Origin of the sequence: Haloflavibacter putidus (assembly GCF_006546625.1) — a bacterium.
GTDB lineage: Bacteria > Bacteroidota > Bacteroidia > Flavobacteriales > Flavobacteriaceae > Mesonia > Mesonia putida.
Genome location: NZ_VIAR01000019.1, coordinates 1 through 16,849 on the forward strand (window position 1 = coordinate 1; position 16,849 = coordinate 16,849).

The window sequence follows — 16,849 nt, forward strand, 5'->3', positions numbered from 1 at the left end:
TTCAACGGCCGTTTTTCCGTTATCAAATTCTTTGAGGATCTTAGCGATCTGTTGTGGGGAAAATTTACTCTTTTTCATACTGTTTAAATTTAAGATAAATATTCTACTTTTAAACAGTTCGGTTTTAAGGGAAGCTTACATTATACTATAAATCTCTCAAAATCCTTGGCTATTATTGGTGTGTCATTCGTTTTGATTAATTTAAACGGACACTAGTAATAAAAATTTTTAAAAGATTAGGTGAAAAGTTTTTTTTTCAGCTTATTAAAAAAATAACCCTTCATTTTCTACCCCGTGTAAAATCAACAATAATAAACCTTGCTTCTTTATTGCAGTAAATTTCTTCTGTTTTGCAGGGAATAAATGTAAAACTGCTTTTTAAAAAATGGTTTACTGAATTAGTTTTGAGTAAGAAACTATTTATTATGAGAATACGGCTTGTTAACACGGAATTATTGCAACGCTATAAAGGCGTAAAAAAACGAACAGCACAACGCGAGATGCGCAAGATTAAAGATTACTTTGACAAACTACCCCATCACTGCGTTACTAATAAAGAAGTTGCGGAGTATTATGGGATTGGTGTAGAAGATTTTGAAGCTATACTGAAGGAATAATTATGCATACCTCCCAGCCACGCATACGAATTATAGATGCCTGCGATCTTAGTTTATTTAAGAATGTGAGTATGACCACGGCGTATAGGGAGTTCAAATTAATTCAGCAGTATTTTAACAAACAGAAATCTCACGTAGTTTTAAACCGGGAGGCGGCGGAATATTATGGCATTAGCATAGAAGACTTTGAAGCGCTTTGTCATTAAAATCTTAAACATTAGGGTAAATTTCTTGTATAATTTTCTTGATCATTTTGTAACCTTGCAGCCGATCGTTTGTTTGTACTTTGTATAAGGGCTGGTTGATGTCAAAAAGTTGGTTTTGTCTTACCTGGTTATACCAGTCTAAAAAAGCTGCCGGTTCTACCAAAATCCTAAAAGCAGGATCTTCTTCCTCTCGCATATACCGGTAAAGGAAAGTAAACCTAGCTTGGCTTGATAAACTTGGCAGGTATTCCATAAACAATTTATAGGCTTTAAAGCCGGCAAAAATATGCTTTGGGTATTGAAAAAACTCGGGGCTATCTTTAATAAGATAATCTTTTTCTTTTGGATCTAAAAGTTGTTCGGCAAATTTAAAAACGGTTTTATAGGGTTCATAAATAGTATCTTCTTGCCAGTTGAATTCTCTTTTTCTTTTCTCTACTTCCATCAACAGCCAGTTTTTAAGCAATCTTTTGTAAATGGCAAGTTGTTTGGGATAGTCTATAAAAATTATAGGGGAGGCATATTGCTCGAAATCGAAGTTTTCTTGAATGATGTCTTGTATTTCTTTCTCTTTTATTTTTCTTTCTAAAAAAATTTGCGTTTTAAAATATAGATTATCCAATTGTACAAAAAAATGTATTAAGCGATTTTCGTACAAACCGAGACGTATGAAATCTGAACCTAACTTAGCCTGCGCATAGCTCTCAAAAGATATGGTGTGATTCTTAAATGTTTGCCTATACAAAAAGAAATCGAAGTGTCTAATTTTGGATTCATTTTGTTTTAAATAGTCTAAATATACCTGTGCTCTAGGATTAGTTTCTTTTTTGAGCTTATATGCTTCATCGATTTCATCTAAATAAAACCTAAACCAAATTTTATTTCTATTTACGCCTTGAAGTAATCTGTATTTTAGATAATCTGGAGGATTCTTACGGCTTAATGCCTCATATAATTTTCCTATATGTTGCACTGTAAAAGGAATTATGAAATTTACTTTGGAAGAACGGGTACGCTCCAAAAAATGCTTTCTATCAACCTCAGCTTTATTCAAATGTATAGCAAAATTAATATAGCTTACCAAGAAAAAACGCCATGCGTTGGAAGCATCGGGTTGGAGATCTTTTAAACGCGTTTTTAAATCTAAGTCGGGTTGGTATTTTAGTTGCATTTTAGCTGGTTCGTTTTGCGTTGGTTTGATATTCTTGGGTTGCTTAGGTAATTCTGTCCTTTCGTTTTATACCTAAGAGACTCCCTGTTTACTGATTTCTCACAAGGCTACAATATACAGCATACGGTGTACCGTTTCACTAGCCTATTTAGTCTTAACCAAATTTAATGGGTTTCGCCGGAATGCCCACTGCGGTGCAATTGTCAGGAATGTTTTTGGTTACTACTGCCCCGGCGCCGATTGTACAGTTTTTGCCAATACGCAAGCCTGGTAATACAATCGCTCCTGTACCAATATGCGTCTCTTCTCCAATTATTACTCCTCCTGCTAATGTCGCATTGGGCGAAATATGACAAAAGTCTTGGAGTACACAATCATGTTCTATAATTGAACCGGTATTGATAATCACATGTTCTCCTATTTTGCTAGCGGCATTAATTACAGCTAAAGGCATAACAACACTGCCATTACCTAATATAGCAAACGGAGATACAATAGCTTTGAAATGCACTATCGCTTCCGTAAAGGTAAAATCATACTGGTTGACAATTTTCTTACGGGTTTGATTATTTCCTATACTAATAATAAAATCACTTTTGTCATCAATTTCGGAAGAATGCCTAACAGAAAACCCTGAGAGTTTATCAATATGCCTGTTATCATCATAAATTTTCCCGATATAAAAATCATCAGAAGACATAATGGAGTCGATAACTACTTTAGCATGACCGCTAGCTCCATAAAGATTAATATTTTTATTTCTCATACCTGATTCCCCTTAAAAGGTTTTATGGTTGCATTGCCTTCCGCCGAAATTCCTTCCGAAACCACTACCTTTTTTACTGTTTTTCCTAGAATTTTTAAATCTACTAAAAAACTTTGATGCTTTACATACCAAACATCATAAGCAAACTTATCTTGCCAAGAAATTGCGTTCCGTCCGTTTACTTGTGCCCATCCGGTAATGCCGGGACGCACTTGGTGTCTTTTCTTTTGTTCTTTGTTGTACAAAGCTAAGTATTCCGGCAATAACGGCCGCGGTCCTACCAAACTCATATCGCCCTTAAGTACATTGAGCAATTGCGGTATTTCGTCTAAGCTGATTTTTCGAACCAACTTCCCCACTTTTGTAAGTCGGTCTGAATCGGGCAATAAATTTCCGGCTACATCTCTTTTATCGTTCATCGTTTTAAATTTGATAATCTTAAAAATACGCTCATCTTTTCCCGGTCGTTTTTGTACAAAAAAAGGCTTTCCATTATTGGCGATGGTCAAAGCAAGGGTTACGACGATAAAAATAGGGCTCAGAATTAGCAATCCCACTAAGGCGGCGAGGAAATCGAAGATGGGTTTGAGGAGGGTTTTGTACATTATTTTCGGAATTAGTGACTAGTTACTAGTGACTAGGAATTAAGGTTTTGATTTTCTATAGGAAATAAGACCACTAAGCATTTTTCCAACTTCCTCAACTGGTTGACAAACATCCTCATATTTCTTTTCTGTTATAAAATTTAATTTGTAAGCAATTAGTAACTGGGTTTCTAATTCTTTAAGACTCCCTAAAGCAATATACAAAAACTGAATAAACTCCTTATTTGTTTGTCGGGCAGCTCCCACAGCTATATTTGACGGAACAGAAATCGCAGCTCTTCTTATTTGACTCTTTAAACCATAAGTTTCTTCTTTAGGAAAGCATTTTGATATTGTATAAATATCCGTAACCAAATTTATTGATTTTTTCCATACGTCTAAATTCTCGTGTGTTTTCATATACCAATTTTATTAACTAATTTCTAGCTTCTAATCCCTAATCCCGAGTCTCGAGTAAACTTTCATACTCTTCCAAAAGCGCTTCCCAAACCAAATGCTGCTCAAACCGGTTACAAATCAATGGTCGGGCGTTCTTTTGTAAATTTTGGTATAAGATTTTGTCCGAAGCAATTTTCTGCATTGCATTTTGTAAGGCTTGTACATTTTTTGGTGGAATAATCAAGCCGTTTTCGTCTTGCTTAACAATTTCATTACAGCCGTTTATATTGGTAACAATAGATGGTAAACCCATTGCTCCGGCTTGTAGCACAACATTAGGAAAGCCCTCGCGATAACTCGGAAAAACCAAGGCATTACTTATCGCAAAATAAGGACGTACGTCTTCTTGGTAACCTACTGAAATGATGTTGGGGTTTGTGTTTATTTCTTGAAGTGTTACTTTTTTTAAAGGATCGAGTTCTGTTTCATAAGGACCAACTAATAAAAGTCTTGTCTCTCGACTCCGCTCGAGATGATATAGGCTTTTAAATGCATCTACTAACTCATTGATACCTTTGTCACCTACCAACCGACCTACAAATACAAATACAAAATCTTCTTCTTGAATATTTAATTTCTTGCGTAAATTCAAGTTTTGAGTTTTGTTGTATACCTGCGGATTAAAATGTTGGGTGTTGATGCCGTTAGAACTACCTTGAGCTATGATTCTTAGCTTGCCTGCAGTGGTAAATTTCTCTTGCAATATAAAATCATACAAACCTTTACTGTTTGGATAAACTTTAGTAGCGCAGGAATAGGTGAGCTTTTCTACTTTATTTAGCAACCAACGCTTCTTTCCGCTGGCTTCCATTAAAGGTAAACCGGCTACTGTATGTAATCTGTGTGGTATTCCGGCAAGTTTGGCAGCCAACATACCAATAATTCCCGCTTTGGGTGTATGCGTATGTACAATTACCGGTTTTTCTTTTTTTAATAGACGATATAATTCCCATAAAGCTTTTAAATCTGCTATAGGGGTTATAGCGCGAGTCATACTAATTAAATGCGTAGCCACTCCCTCGCGCTCGCTTATCATCTCCAATGCTTTTTGCGGTCCCGCCGAAACCGCCAACACCTGAAAATGCTCTGCCATAAAAGCCAATTGTCCTTTTAAAAGTACTTGAAGCGATAGAGGAACGGTGGTGATGCGAATGAGTTTAGGTTTGGGCATTAAGGAAACGTTTTATTATTTCAAAAGGCGCGTTTAAAGGCTCAGAGTGCCAATTACCATTTCTATCGAAGAATCCTTCAGCATTTAATAGTGCTTGGTGTGAAAAACCATAGCTAATCTCGATTATTTTTCCTTGACCTGTACTATTATCTATCACATAATCATATCCCATACAATTAAATCCCAACGCATCGGAAGTTCTAAAAGCAGAATCTATTATATCTTTAGAAATTTTGTTTTTATCATAGAATATACTTCCTCCTCCGGAAGCTCTATATTCTCCTTTTCTAATTTGCCTCCCTATAAAAGATAACTTATCCCCTACCACTACAATCTTTAAATCAAAGCCATCATTTGGTATAAATTCCTGTAAAAAAACGTATCCTCTTTCTCTATTAAACTTTTTTGCATTCGCTAACGAACGTAAAAATTCAGGAATTCGCTTAGCTCTCTTGATAAAAGTTTTTAAACTTCCGGAAGATTTTATATTGGAAGAAGCTTTATACATTAAATTAGGAGCACTATTAATTCCGACCGTAAACATCTTTTTGCTATACTTACGCAATTCCTCTACTGAATCTATTTTGGTGACATTATGAGATCCCGAGCCATTTCTTAATTTTGCTATCACTGGAAATAAAATATCTTCACTGTGTATGGTTTTATTAAGGCTTAGTAAATCATAAAAATAAAAAGACTTAGGTATTGGGGCATTAATACTTTCCAGTAAATATGTTTCTGCTAGTTTATCGTCAAAATGCCATGAATCGTTAAAAGAAGGAAAAACCAATTTGCCATGAAATTCTAACGTATTTAGAATATTTCTAGCCATCAACATATCTTTAAAAGAGTAGTTGCTATAATGCCACAGAATCACATCAAATGCCATTAACTCTTTTATAACTGCGAGTTTATAGGGATTAACAATCTCATATTCTAAATTGTTTTTTTCCAAATATTCCTGCCAAGGCAAACTCCAGCTGGTAGAATGTTGTTTATCATTTTTATTAATTAGGATTGCAAATTTCATTATAGTCTTTTTAAATTTAGATTTTTCCTATTTACTTTTAATAAAGTTCATTATACCTTCCCTAATTTTCGATTGAATTTTTCAAATGTATCAATTTCGCTTACTACCGGTTCTCTGCCAATCATTTTAAGATAGAACTTTAACATACCTGTCAAACTTAAAACACTGACAAAAGATAGTCGCATATAATTAAATAGAAATGCTTTAAAAGTTCTATAAAAAGGTAATTTTAACTTAGAATAACTTAACCTACTGCAACGCAAAGAATTTCTATATTTAGCTAACGAAAATGAATCTTCTCTATTATAAATATAAACTACCTTAGGAATAAAGACATATTTTTTATTTATTAAAAATCTACGCATAAAATCCTGATCTTCTGCGTAACTCATCTCCAGGTCATAATCATATAATCCTACGGCCTCAACTCTAATAATAGAGGAAGCATGCGAAACTGTCTTATATTCATCGTAAGATTGGAACATTAAATTTCTTTTTAAATTATAAGACTCTAAAACCTGAGCCAATTCATTTTTTTTATTACTTACACCAATAGACATAGACAGTAATGCAACCTTCGGACTTTCTTCCATAAACCTATATTGATATGCTAATTTATCCGGATAATACCAATCGTCTGCATCTAACATAGCCATATATTTTATATCTAACTCTCTAATTTTATCTAATGCAGCTTGTCTGGCATGAGGTCTTCCTTTATTTTCTTTAAAATTTAGTATTATAAAGCGATCATCTTTTTGATATTTTAGTAAAATACGGGAAGTACCATCGGTAGAGCCATCGTTTACAATTATGCTTACCCAATTGGTAAAACTTTGGACAAGTAAAGAATTAATGGCTTTTTGTATAGAATTTTCGCCATTATAAACAGGTGTTACTACCGCAATTGCAGCTTTCATATTATCTAAATTGCATTAAAAGACTAAAAATTAAGGAGCCGAATAAAATAAAACCTATTACTTTATTATTAGACTTAAATTCTTTTATAGTTATAAACGGAAAAATTAAGATTACTGGCATCAAAAACCAAGATAAATATGCCAACCGATTGGTGTATGGCACATAAATTAGTAAAATCCAAGCGGTATTGGCTATTAGATAGATATTTATTAGAAATGTAAATAGTTTGTTTTTATACTTGTTTTTAAATAGCTGCCAATACGCTAAAAGTATTGGGATAGCACTATAAATTACAAAGTCTAAACGGAAACGTTGTTCCGTATATAAATCTTTATCGTCGCCGGAAAAGTAGGTCAACGCTCGCTCGTCTGCTATTACGGTGTCGGAAGTAAAAATACCGCTTATTAAGGTTTCTAATTCTTGCCCAACTACCAAACTAACCGGAATAGCACCTAACCATACCAGCATTAGAACTTTGGTATTGTTATAAAAACTAGCAAAAATATATGCCGCCATGGGTAGTAGCATAGATTTATGAAATGTAATTGCTAAAAGCATCAAAGCGTATAACACCCATTTTTTATCCCGAAAACTCAAAGCAAAGATAAAAATAGAACTAGCCAAACCGCTTCTAACCCCGTTAATACCAAAACTCCAAAAAGACATGGCAGCCACAAAAGCTGCCAATGCAAAAAAAGCATATTGCCCAAACCATTTTTTAAACGTTAGATAAGGCAACCCCACATAAAGAATAGCCGAAAGCAAATAAAAACCTTGTATCCCCATAATTTGGGAACAGAGTTTCATAAAAATATAAAAACCAACATCTTTACTAAACTCCGTACGAATTCCTTCTTGTATCAAATCGTATGTGCGGGTATAGGCTCCCGTATCTCCTAAATAAGACCAATGCCCCCAAGGATCCCGTAAACCTATAAAACCTATGGTTACTAATAATAAAAAAACACTCCCTGCCTGTAAATTTATGGTTGGGAAATTTTCTAAATAAGTATACTTAAACAAGGGTAAGGTGCTAAATACCAGCACCAAGCTGATAGCCACATAATAGGTTGGGATATAATATTCTATAGGGATCACCTCATATTTGTTTTAAAAAAGAACGATTAGGTAAGCCTTTTTCATCATAAAAATTATTTAATTCGAAGTGTTTTAACATTTTCTCATATTGCTGCATAAAATTCTGATCAAAATCTCGCTGCCATTTTTTATGAACTGTTTCATGTTGAATTGATTCTATTTCAGACTTTTTAGTTGTCTTACTTGGTTTCTTTAAAACGTCAAGATTAATATCAGATAACTCCATTTTATTTTCCAAATAATCAGAAATCTCAAGCAAACTTCTTTTCGGTTCTAGAACTAGATCCTCATAAAAAACTATCAAAAATTTATTTTCCTTATAAGTATCTAGAATTATTCTATAATGCGCCAATAATGAACCTAATTTATAGATCCTGTAATCATTAGAGTTTATTTTAAGTTCTCCATAAATTTGCCATAGTTTCTTTTTAAGAATCGGATGATTAAGGAGTTCGCCGTAATACCATTTAGAAATGCTTAATTGTTCTTTATGATTTTTTGCCACTTTAACTTGACTTGCCAAAGAGCCCATTGGATGCCGTAAAATATAAATGATAGAAATTTCACTAAAATTCTTATTTATATAAGGAATACTCCACGACATTCGCAAAGATTTTATTACTCGATATTTTTTATTGCCTGGTAAATTGTTTTTATCAACAAAATAATTTAAAGGTAAATTGCCACTTAGAATTTTATTGTAAATCTTCAATAAAACTGCATTATTAGTATTTTCATCAGCGTATAACAGCCCTTTTCCTAATTGTTTATAATCTGTAAATTCATAATTTAAAGGTTCAAAAATCAGACGAGCATCTAACATTTTTGTCAAAATTTCACCTAACCACGTGGTACCAGATCGCATCTCTCCCATAATTAGTAAGGAGTTTTCTAGATTACTATTAGAGTTCTTTATCTTTCTAAGTGAAATAAAATTTATTAAAGTCCTTATGCGATTTTTGAACCTTAGACTAAGTAACTTTTTTAGTACTTTCATTCTAATAACCTATTTAACTTTTTTATATAATTTCCCCAATTGGAATGCATTTCTACCCGTTCCCTGGCTTTTTTTCCGGCTTTAGACAGGAGTTCCGGTTTATCTATCAGTTTTTTCAACAAGGCTGTTAACTCCTCTCGGTTGTCTTGTGCAATTAACCAACCACCTTCTCCTTCTTTAATTGCATCGGGGATTCCTCCTGTTTTTGTTCCTATAACCGGCACGCCACAGGCTTGGGCTTCTAAAAAAACCAAGCCAAAGCCCTCTACTTGTGTGGAAGTATCTGCTTGTCTGGTGGCTAAAATAAACAAATCATGTTGGTTATAGAATTTTGGCAAAACTTTATCCGAAACAAAGCCATGAAAATAGATTTGCTTTGCAATACTGCTGCTTTTTGCTAATTGTTTCAAGTTTTCTAAATAGGGGCCGGTACCCGCAATATGCCATTCTATTTGTTCTCTATATTTACAAGGTAAGCTTTCTAAACTTTCTAAAATAAAATCAAGGCCTTTAAATTGTAAAATCCTGGAAACCGTACAAATTTTAATTTTGCCATCCTGTTTTTTGTTGGACATTGGTTTAAAAAAACTTGGATTGACACCCAAGGGCAAAGCTATTGTCTTAGCTTTCGGATTAATTTTTCTAACTAAGCTTTCCGTAAAGCTACTGTTGGCGATAACTTTCTTGGCTTTGCCTAACACCCATTTCGCATAAAGCGGTTGCCATAAATATTTTCTAAATTTACTATTACCGGTTAATAACTCGGCGCCGTGGGTCAAGACAAAAACATTGGACATGCCAGCCAAAAGCGCCAAAGCGGCATCGGGATGCCATAAACCACAAAGCACCTCTGTATTTTCTTTATCCGACCATTTTTTTAAAAGCTGTAATGCTTTAAATTCGGCCTTGCCACGTTGGGCGGGTAAAAAATGCAAGGAAACTTCTTGCATATCTTGATATGGAACAGCTACCCCCTCTTTTTGAATGGTAATAACATGAATATGCCGGTAATAATGGTGCATATGCATAATAATTTCATGGCATAAACGGGCTATTCCCCCGGTAGAAGGGGGAAAATCATAGGAGATTAGAAGAAGGGTTTTATTTTGTTTGCTCATTTTTCAAATCTAATTTCCCTAAGGCTTTTCCCTCTGTTTTTCCTGTCTTATAATTCTTCCAAATATGCGGATTGCGGTAAGCTTTATAGTAGGCTGCTACCAGTTTTAATAAATATAAATGCGCAGTAATTTTAAAATACCACGGCAAGTGTCGCTCAATAAGCAAAGAACGGTTGCGACTTAATGAAAATATATACTTTTCTATTTCCGGCACTCGGCAACCTCCGGTTTCTGCAGCAAGATGCATTACGTGGGCATTACAATTAAAATAGATTTGATAACCGGCTTTTTTTACCCGCAGACAAAAGTCGGTTTCCTCGTATAGAGCAGCACCTTTGGTAAGCTGCTCGTCTATTCCTTTTACTTCTAAATAAACTTTTCTTTTTACTGCAAAGTTACCCCCGCCGGCGTGGTCTACTTCTTTTTTATCTTTTTTATGAAAACCGCGTAGTGGTGTAGCAGCTTGCCAGATAAATTTACCCACAGGTTGCTCTTTATTTGGTTTATAAACTTCGGTAATTCCTCCTGCACATACGCCAACTGCTTCTTTTTCTAAGATATTAGCATGCTCTTGCAACAAATTTTCTTTACAAGAAATATCATCATCTAAATACAACAAGTACGGGTGTTTAGCTAGCTGAGCACCATAATTACGCGCTTCCGGTAAGCCTCTGAACTCCGTTATAAAATGATACTTAACAACAGTATTTTTTTCCGCAAAAGCTTGTACTGCTTTGTCCGGTTTTTCTGACTGATCTATAACCAATATCTCAAATCCCGGGCTATATTTTTGACCTACCAAGTCTTGCAAGGTGTTTAATAAATATTCGGTACGGTTTAGGGTGGGGATTATGATGGAAAAGGCTTTCATACACTAATATGATTAAATATTTCTATAAAGGCTTGGGTTTGAGATGAGGCCAAATAACGTTTGCAGTACGTCGTCTGTATAGATTTATTCTCACTTTCTTCTAAAAAGATATTTTCTAGTTTTTTAATATTGCTTTCATTGTTTTCAGTTAGAAACACACCTAGTCCAGCATTACTTAATTCATTTTGCGCCTCACTAATAGCAGGAACAAACGCAATTACCGGTTTCTGCAAAGCGATATAATCTACCATTTTGGCAAAATTTGTCCACCATAAACTAGTGAGTCCGGGTATTAGCAAAGCGTATTTTGCATTTTGTATATGCATATAAAGTTCTTTTTGCGGTAAATGGTCGATAAATTTTACGTTGGCCCTTAAGTTTAAAGCATCAATATAAGGTAAAGCCTGTTTTTGGTTAATTTCTTTATTTCCGATTATTTTTAATAACGGGCGTTTCTCTTTCGGCAATCTATTTAAAGTTTTTTTAAATACTTTAAAGAAATCTCCTTTATATTCCTTTAAATATTCGCCTACAAAAACGATACTATTCTCTATGTTGGTTTTTTTAGGAATATAATCATCATCTAAGCCAGTAGGTATAAAAGTAATTTTCTCATTATACTGGCCCTCATATTGATCGTGAAAAATCATCTTATAAGAAGAGGAAAGTACACTAATATGGTCAGCAAACTTAAAAGTTTCGTCCTGTATTTTTCGCTGCAGTTTAAAGACATGCGGAATAGAGGAATGCATTCGTTTAGCATAAGTAATAGGATCTCTAAAGTCTGCTACCCACTTTACCTTGGTGCTTTTCCGTAAAGCAATACCAATTTGATTGGTGGTAAATGGCAAGCAAGTGGTATAAATCAAACCTATATTTTCTTGTTGTATAAGCTGTTTTGCTTTTTTAATGGCTGGTTTTTTCCAAGTCCAAAAACGGTCCGGTTTTTTTAAGTAGTGTGCTAAACAAAAACTATATAATTTTTGTACAAACCCCGGTTTATTTTCTAAATTTCTCTTAGCAGTGGGTATTTGTGCTACATTATCATTTTCTTCTTCTTTTTTTAAGGCTTTATAGGTTCTGTCTTTGCCCGTAAGCCACATTTTTAAGCCGCGCACAGTTGGCTCGATATATTTTGCACGGTGAATTGGTATATCTTTTAATTCTTCTAACAGCGAGGCATCTTCGTTATAGTTATAATTTGTATCTACGGTTAAAACAATAGGTTGCCAACCTGCTCTTTTAAGATATTTTACCAATTTGTGTGCCCGAAAAACCGCTGCGTGGCTTTCCGGAGCAAAAAATGGTGTTATTATCAACACTTTCTTGTTAGCCATATAATTGATATAATTTATCTACATAGGCACGAACGCCATACTTTTCTACTCCTTTGATCGCTGCTTTTTTATAATTGGCATATGCTGTATTTGAATTTATAAGTTCCAACATTTTTTCCGCCATATCTTCTACATCCAAACTTTTATAAATTCTACCTTCTTTTTTATCTTCGATAATATATTGAATTCCTCCGCTATCTGGTAAAATAACCGGAAGTCCGCTTGCCATAGCTTCAATGCACACAATACCAAAGGGTTCGTAAGCTGCACTATGGATATAGGCGTAACAATGTGGTAAAATTTTATCTACATCTTCTCTATTTCCCAAGAAATAAATCTGTTTCTCTACCCCCTCGTTACGGGACAATTGCTCTAATTCTAAGCGTTGCTCTCCATCTCCACACAGAACCAAACCTGCATCAATATTTTGTTTTTGCAATTTAGCCACTGCCTTAATACTTATATCCATTCTTTTGTTTACCCCTCTCCCCATAGTGCCTACACTAACAAATGTATAACGAGGAGGTGCCGCTTCTAATTCTAAATACGCTTTAAGATCTTTTTCTTTAACAGGTGCAAATTTCTGTAAGTCAACACAATTATAGAGAACTTTTAGTTTTTTTTCCTTAATATTATGCGTTTGCATTACCCATTTTTTTAAAGCATCGCTACAAACTATTATTTTATGGAAAAAGAATTGGGCTCCATAATTGGCTAAACGCATTTTTATTGAGTTCATATAAACATCACCCTGTTCAAAACCAATACGCCTTGCTATTTTTAATTGATAGGCTGCAGTATTCACCAATAAGCGGGACCACGTTAAATGCGTTTCCACAACTTGCGGTTCTAAGGATTGGAGTAAATCTTTAATTTTTTTATAAGCTTTTAAAAACTGTCTTTTCTCAAAAAGAGGTCTTAAACCTAAAGAAATTGGTTCTATTGCTAGTTCTTTTAATTCTTTTTTAAATTGAGTATCATCAAATAAAACCACCAAAACATGTACATCTTCGGTATGTTGTCGCCGCATTTCTTTTATAATGGTAAGCAAATGCGTTTGTGCGCCTCCCATTTTCATCTCATCAATGGCGTGTACAATTGTCTTCATATAGTAAAACGCTTAAATAAAAGTTTTTTTTCCACCTTATGCAATAATAAAAGGAGCAAAACTCCGAAAATTAAACCAAACAAAAAGCCTTTTAGTATAAAATTAGTCCAAGTAATCTCAAATTGTTGCGCGAGTAAATAGGCCAATGGTATAACCACAATACTCATCAAAAAGAGCGGTAATGTTTTTTGAAAAAAACATTTAATATTTAAGTCTAATTTTTTGTGATAATAAAGGTTCATAATAACCCATTGCAATATAAAAAGCGGCACCAAGAGACCTAAAATCATCCCTAACTCCCCGTAAGTATAAGACAATATACCTCCTGCAATCATTCCTACTACACAGGCAATAAGAAAACTCATGGTTTTAAAACGCAAGAGCTTTTTAGCCTCCAATATGCTATGTGCATAACCTTGCGCAATTGGCATAATATACACCAGCATTATTCCTGCTCCAATATAATAGGCGTTAGCATAGGTAGAACCCACCCATAGTTGTATAAAATCTTTTCCTACCACTATAAACCCACCGAATATAAACAGTAATAAGAATAAAGAAATTCTGGCAACTTTTGTCATTTGCGCTGTCAAAACCTGACTATTGGCTTGATTATATACGCTCTGTACTGCTTTTGGAAGAATAAGTCTGTTAATAATATTACCAAAGGTAGTAAAATAGACGCCTAACATTACCCCAATACCATAAACTGCTACCACTACCGGCGACAGATGCGTACCTAAAATAACTTGACCAGTTCGCCATTGAAATTGATATACCAGCCCGAAAATAAAAATCCAAATAGAATACCCAAATATCTCTTTAAGGTATAACCATTCAAACCGGTGTAATTTTATACGCACTTTAAGTTTACTAAATACAAACCAAATGGTTAGCAGTATAAAGCCTAAATTGAGCAAAGTATCTAAAATTACAATCCCTAAGGCATTGGCTCCAAAATTTAAAATAGCTATAATCAAAATTACGCGCAGCACATATTTAAAAATACTTAACCAACGCGGAAAAACAAAAGCTTCGTAGCCTGTACATATACCGGTAAAAGCACCCCCAGGCAAGGTAAAGCCTATATTTATAATTAAGATTAGTAGCATCCATCGGGCTTTTTCTAATTGGGCGGCATCTAAGGTATCGCCAAAGAGATTATCTATATTTACATAAAATATAGCACCCAAAATCACCAGCAGCAAACCTATACCTATATAAATAATTAGACTAAGGGCCAGGAAATTCTCTTCGGCTTTTTGATCTTTTTCCGCACGATATTGTGCCACATAACGAACAATAGCATTGTTAAGTCCCAGATCTAAAACAGATAAATAGCCTACAAAAGCACCGATTAAAGTATATAAACCATATTCTTCATCGCCTAACATTTTTATGATATACGGCGTTACCAGCAAACCCCCAATATTAGTGACTGCCAACTTTATATAAGATAAAAATGCCGCTTTCTTTAGGTTACCTATCATTATGCTCGGTTATAGTCGTATTTTGATCCTATATTATCGTCTTCTCCAAAGTGACTTTCGCGTTGCATTGTTATAAAAGTACCTGTTTTATTTGGCGTGTTTTCACTACGATGTTTTATTTCTCGCGACACGATTATGGCATAAAACACGTTTATTTCATCTTCTAAAATTCGGTATTCCCCCCAATATCGTTTGAAATTTTTCATAATGTGATAACTCTTTAAATCCATTCAAAACAGGAAATTATTCGTAGTGATAAATCGACACAAGCCTTTGTAAGGATTTACTTAATACCAACCTTTTTGACAATTGGTAACTATCGTGTAATTTCAACATTACAACCCACAAAAATACCAACTTTTAATGGAGTAGAGTTAATTTCCCAGTTCTTTTTAATTTTAAATCTGTTAATTGGAAATTGGTTCACTAGTTAATTGGAGAATGGGGTATTGGTTAATAAGTTAATTTGGATATTAGTGAATTGGTTAACTTGAGTATTGGTAAAATAGAAATTAGTTATTCGTTATTCATATACTACAATATACAGTGTACAGTCTTTCGTCGTGAGTCCTATGTCCTGCGTCTGGATTTATTGCTTTATACATTTTGACGCTTGCCTCCTTACGTCCTTGTCTTTTGAATCTTCGTCTATTTAACCGCACTATCATGCCGAGCCTTTAGGCTCTGCTATTAGTTTTACATTTTATATTTACAAGAAGTTTAACCTTATTAAATTTCTGAAAACCCAGAGGGCAAGGTGAACTATTTCGGCTCTTGAAATTTAAGTTTCATCTTGAGCATTAGTCCTTGCCCTCTTTTAGGTTTTAGTACCATTTAGAATTTAAAGCTTAAAGGCTTATTAATAGCGTTAGTACACAGGCCTATTGGTTCTTCAGATTTTTTAATAGCTAATTCAAAGTTATGAAAAATATAGTAACAGGAATCGATATTTCTAAAGACACTTTAGATTATTGTTCGTTAGGGAGTAATGATGTGCAGGTAAAAAACAGAGGGGTTTTGGAAAATAACAGTCAAACTATCAATAAATGGTTAGACGGTTTTGATAAAACTAATACTGTTTTCGCTTTAGAGCACACAGGACATTATGGTGCTGCTTTGATAGACTGTTTGAGTCGAAAAAAATATGCTTTTTATCTTATAAATCCCTTAGAACTTAAAAAATCCCTAGGTATTCAAAGAGGTAAGAGTGATATAAAAGATGCCTACCGTATTGCAGAATATGCCATTACAAACAAGCACAAATTAAATCCATACCAATTACCTGCAGAAAACTTAGGTAGACTTAAAGCGCTAATCACAGCACGGGAACGTTACGTTAAAATGTCCGTTCAAGTTCAAAATAGTTTAAAGGCCAATGAGATATTAAACCGAACCATAGATGTGAAGATGTTAATTAGAGAAGAGAAAAAACAATATAAATCTCTACAAAAGAGTATAAAAAATATAGAGAATGAGATGCAAGAAATCATTAAAGCTGACCAAGAGTTGAAAAGTAGCTATAAAAAAGTGACAGCGGTAATCGGAGTAGGTCCGGTAATCGCAATAAAGTGCATCACAGAAACAGCTAATTTCACCAAATTTCACAATCCACGTAAATTTAGTTGTCACTGCGGCTTAGCTCCTTTTCCATATCAGTCGGGAAGTAGTATAAGGGGTAAGACAAGAACTCATTTTTTAAGAGATAAGTCATTAAAAGCAATTTTAATAAAAGGAGCTGTTACCGCTGTCCAGCACGATCCTCAATTGAAAACTTATTATAACCGTAAAGTGAAAGATGGAAAACATCATATGAGCGTAATTAATGCTGTAGCTAATAAACTTGTATTAAGAATATTTGCAGTAGCCAAAAGAGAGGAACCTTTTGTAAAATTATCTGCTTAAAAG

18 protein-coding genes are annotated in these 16,849 nt (G+C 34.2%); 3 read left to right on the forward strand and 15 right to left on the reverse strand.

Going from position 1 to position 16,849, the window contains the following annotated elements; genetic code table 11:
- Positions 1–425 precede the first annotated feature (425 nt).
- Both FKR84_RS12995 and FKR84_RS13000 read left to right on the forward strand, forming a co-directional pair.
- Positions 426–617: a hypothetical protein gene (locus tag FKR84_RS12995; RefSeq protein WP_141422751.1), complete on the forward strand. Its 192-nt coding sequence runs from the start codon at positions 426–428 to the stop codon at positions 615–617.
- Positions 618–619: 2 nt separating this feature from the next.
- Complete coding sequence (locus tag FKR84_RS13000; protein ID WP_141422752.1) at positions 620–823, forward strand: hypothetical protein; 204 nt, start codon at positions 620–622, stop codon at positions 821–823.
- Positions 824–827: 4 nt separating this feature from the next.
- On the opposite strand, the gene FKR84_RS13005 is transcribed toward FKR84_RS13000, so the two are convergent.
- The 15 genes from FKR84_RS13005 to FKR84_RS13075 all read right to left on the reverse strand — a co-directional run bounded on the left by FKR84_RS13005 (position 828) and on the right by FKR84_RS13075 (position 15,150).
- Positions 828–1,994 carry a hypothetical protein gene (locus FKR84_RS13005; protein WP_141422753.1) on the reverse strand — a complete coding sequence of 389 codons (1,167 nt, stop codon included), beginning with the start codon at positions 1,992–1,994 and terminating at the stop codon, positions 828–830.
- A 154-nt stretch (positions 1,995–2,148) separates the two neighbouring features.
- Complete coding sequence (locus FKR84_RS13010; RefSeq protein WP_141422754.1) at positions 2,149–2,760, reverse strand: acetyltransferase; 612 nt, start codon at positions 2,758–2,760, stop codon at positions 2,149–2,151.
- Entirely contained in the window at positions 2,757–3,365 is a 609-nt protein-coding gene (locus FKR84_RS13015; RefSeq protein WP_141422755.1) for a sugar transferase, read from the reverse strand. Before FKR84_RS13015 ends, FKR84_RS13010 begins: the two co-directional genes overlap by 4 nt.
- A gap of 39 nt (positions 3,366–3,404) precedes the next feature.
- A complete protein-coding gene (locus FKR84_RS13020) occupies positions 3,405–3,764 on the reverse strand; it encodes a four helix bundle protein (protein ID WP_141422756.1) in 360 nt (119 codons plus the stop codon).
- A 37-nt stretch (positions 3,765–3,801) separates the two neighbouring features.
- Positions 3,802–4,974: a glycosyltransferase family 4 protein gene (locus FKR84_RS13025; protein ID WP_141422757.1), complete on the reverse strand. Its 1,173-nt coding sequence runs from the start codon at positions 4,972–4,974 to the stop codon at positions 3,802–3,804.
- On the reverse strand, positions 4,961–6,004 hold the full coding sequence (locus FKR84_RS13030) for an ATP-grasp domain-containing protein (RefSeq protein ID WP_141422758.1): 1,044 nt from the start codon (positions 6,002–6,004) through the stop codon (positions 4,961–4,963). The genes FKR84_RS13025 and FKR84_RS13030 overlap by 14 nt, the downstream gene beginning before the upstream one ends.
- Before the next feature lie 50 nt (positions 6,005–6,054).
- The gene (locus FKR84_RS13035; protein ID WP_141422759.1) at positions 6,055–6,924 is read right to left on the reverse strand and encodes a glycosyltransferase family 2 protein; all 870 of its coding nucleotides are present in this window, start codon (positions 6,922–6,924) and stop codon (positions 6,055–6,057) included.
- A gap of 1 nt (position 6,925) precedes the next feature.
- Entirely contained in the window at positions 6,926–8,023 is a 1,098-nt protein-coding gene (locus FKR84_RS13040; protein WP_141422760.1) for an EpsG family protein, read from the reverse strand.
- Between the two features lies 1 nt (position 8,024).
- Positions 8,025–8,897 carry a sulfotransferase domain-containing protein gene (locus tag FKR84_RS13045; protein ID WP_233357776.1) on the reverse strand — a complete coding sequence of 291 codons (873 nt, stop codon included), beginning with the start codon at positions 8,895–8,897 and terminating at the stop codon, positions 8,025–8,027.
- Between the two features lie 119 nt (positions 8,898–9,016).
- Positions 9,017–10,138 (reverse strand): glycosyltransferase family 4 protein, encoded by a 1,122-nt coding sequence (locus FKR84_RS13050; protein WP_141422762.1) that lies wholly within the window; start codon positions 10,136–10,138, stop codon positions 9,017–9,019.
- Positions 10,122–11,009 (reverse strand): glycosyltransferase family 2 protein, encoded by an 888-nt coding sequence (locus FKR84_RS13055; protein WP_141422763.1) that lies wholly within the window; start codon positions 11,007–11,009, stop codon positions 10,122–10,124. Before FKR84_RS13055 ends, FKR84_RS13050 begins: the two co-directional genes overlap by 17 nt.
- Positions 11,006–12,346 carry a glycosyltransferase family protein gene (locus tag FKR84_RS13060; RefSeq protein ID WP_141422764.1) on the reverse strand — a complete coding sequence of 447 codons (1,341 nt, stop codon included), beginning with the start codon at positions 12,344–12,346 and terminating at the stop codon, positions 11,006–11,008. The genes FKR84_RS13055 and FKR84_RS13060 overlap by 4 nt, the downstream gene beginning before the upstream one ends.
- Positions 12,339–13,454 carry a glycosyltransferase family 4 protein gene (locus FKR84_RS13065; RefSeq protein WP_141422765.1) on the reverse strand — a complete coding sequence of 372 codons (1,116 nt, stop codon included), beginning with the start codon at positions 13,452–13,454 and terminating at the stop codon, positions 12,339–12,341. Before FKR84_RS13065 ends, FKR84_RS13060 begins: the two co-directional genes overlap by 8 nt.
- Positions 13,451–14,944, reverse strand: coding sequence for an oligosaccharide flippase family protein (locus tag FKR84_RS13070; RefSeq protein ID WP_233357777.1), 1,494 nt, complete (start codon positions 14,942–14,944; stop codon positions 13,451–13,453). The genes FKR84_RS13065 and FKR84_RS13070 overlap by 4 nt, the downstream gene beginning before the upstream one ends.
- Positions 14,944–15,150 (reverse strand): hypothetical protein, encoded by a 207-nt coding sequence (locus tag FKR84_RS13075; RefSeq protein ID WP_141422766.1) that lies wholly within the window; start codon positions 15,148–15,150, stop codon positions 14,944–14,946. The genes FKR84_RS13070 and FKR84_RS13075 overlap by 1 nt, the downstream gene beginning before the upstream one ends.
- A gap of 715 nt (positions 15,151–15,865) precedes the next feature.
- On the opposite strand from FKR84_RS13075, the gene FKR84_RS13080 reads away from it, so the two are divergent.
- Positions 15,866–16,846, forward strand: coding sequence for an IS110 family RNA-guided transposase (locus FKR84_RS13080; RefSeq protein WP_141422767.1), 981 nt, complete (start codon positions 15,866–15,868; stop codon positions 16,844–16,846).
- The last annotated feature ends 3 nt before the right edge of the window (positions 16,847–16,849 follow it).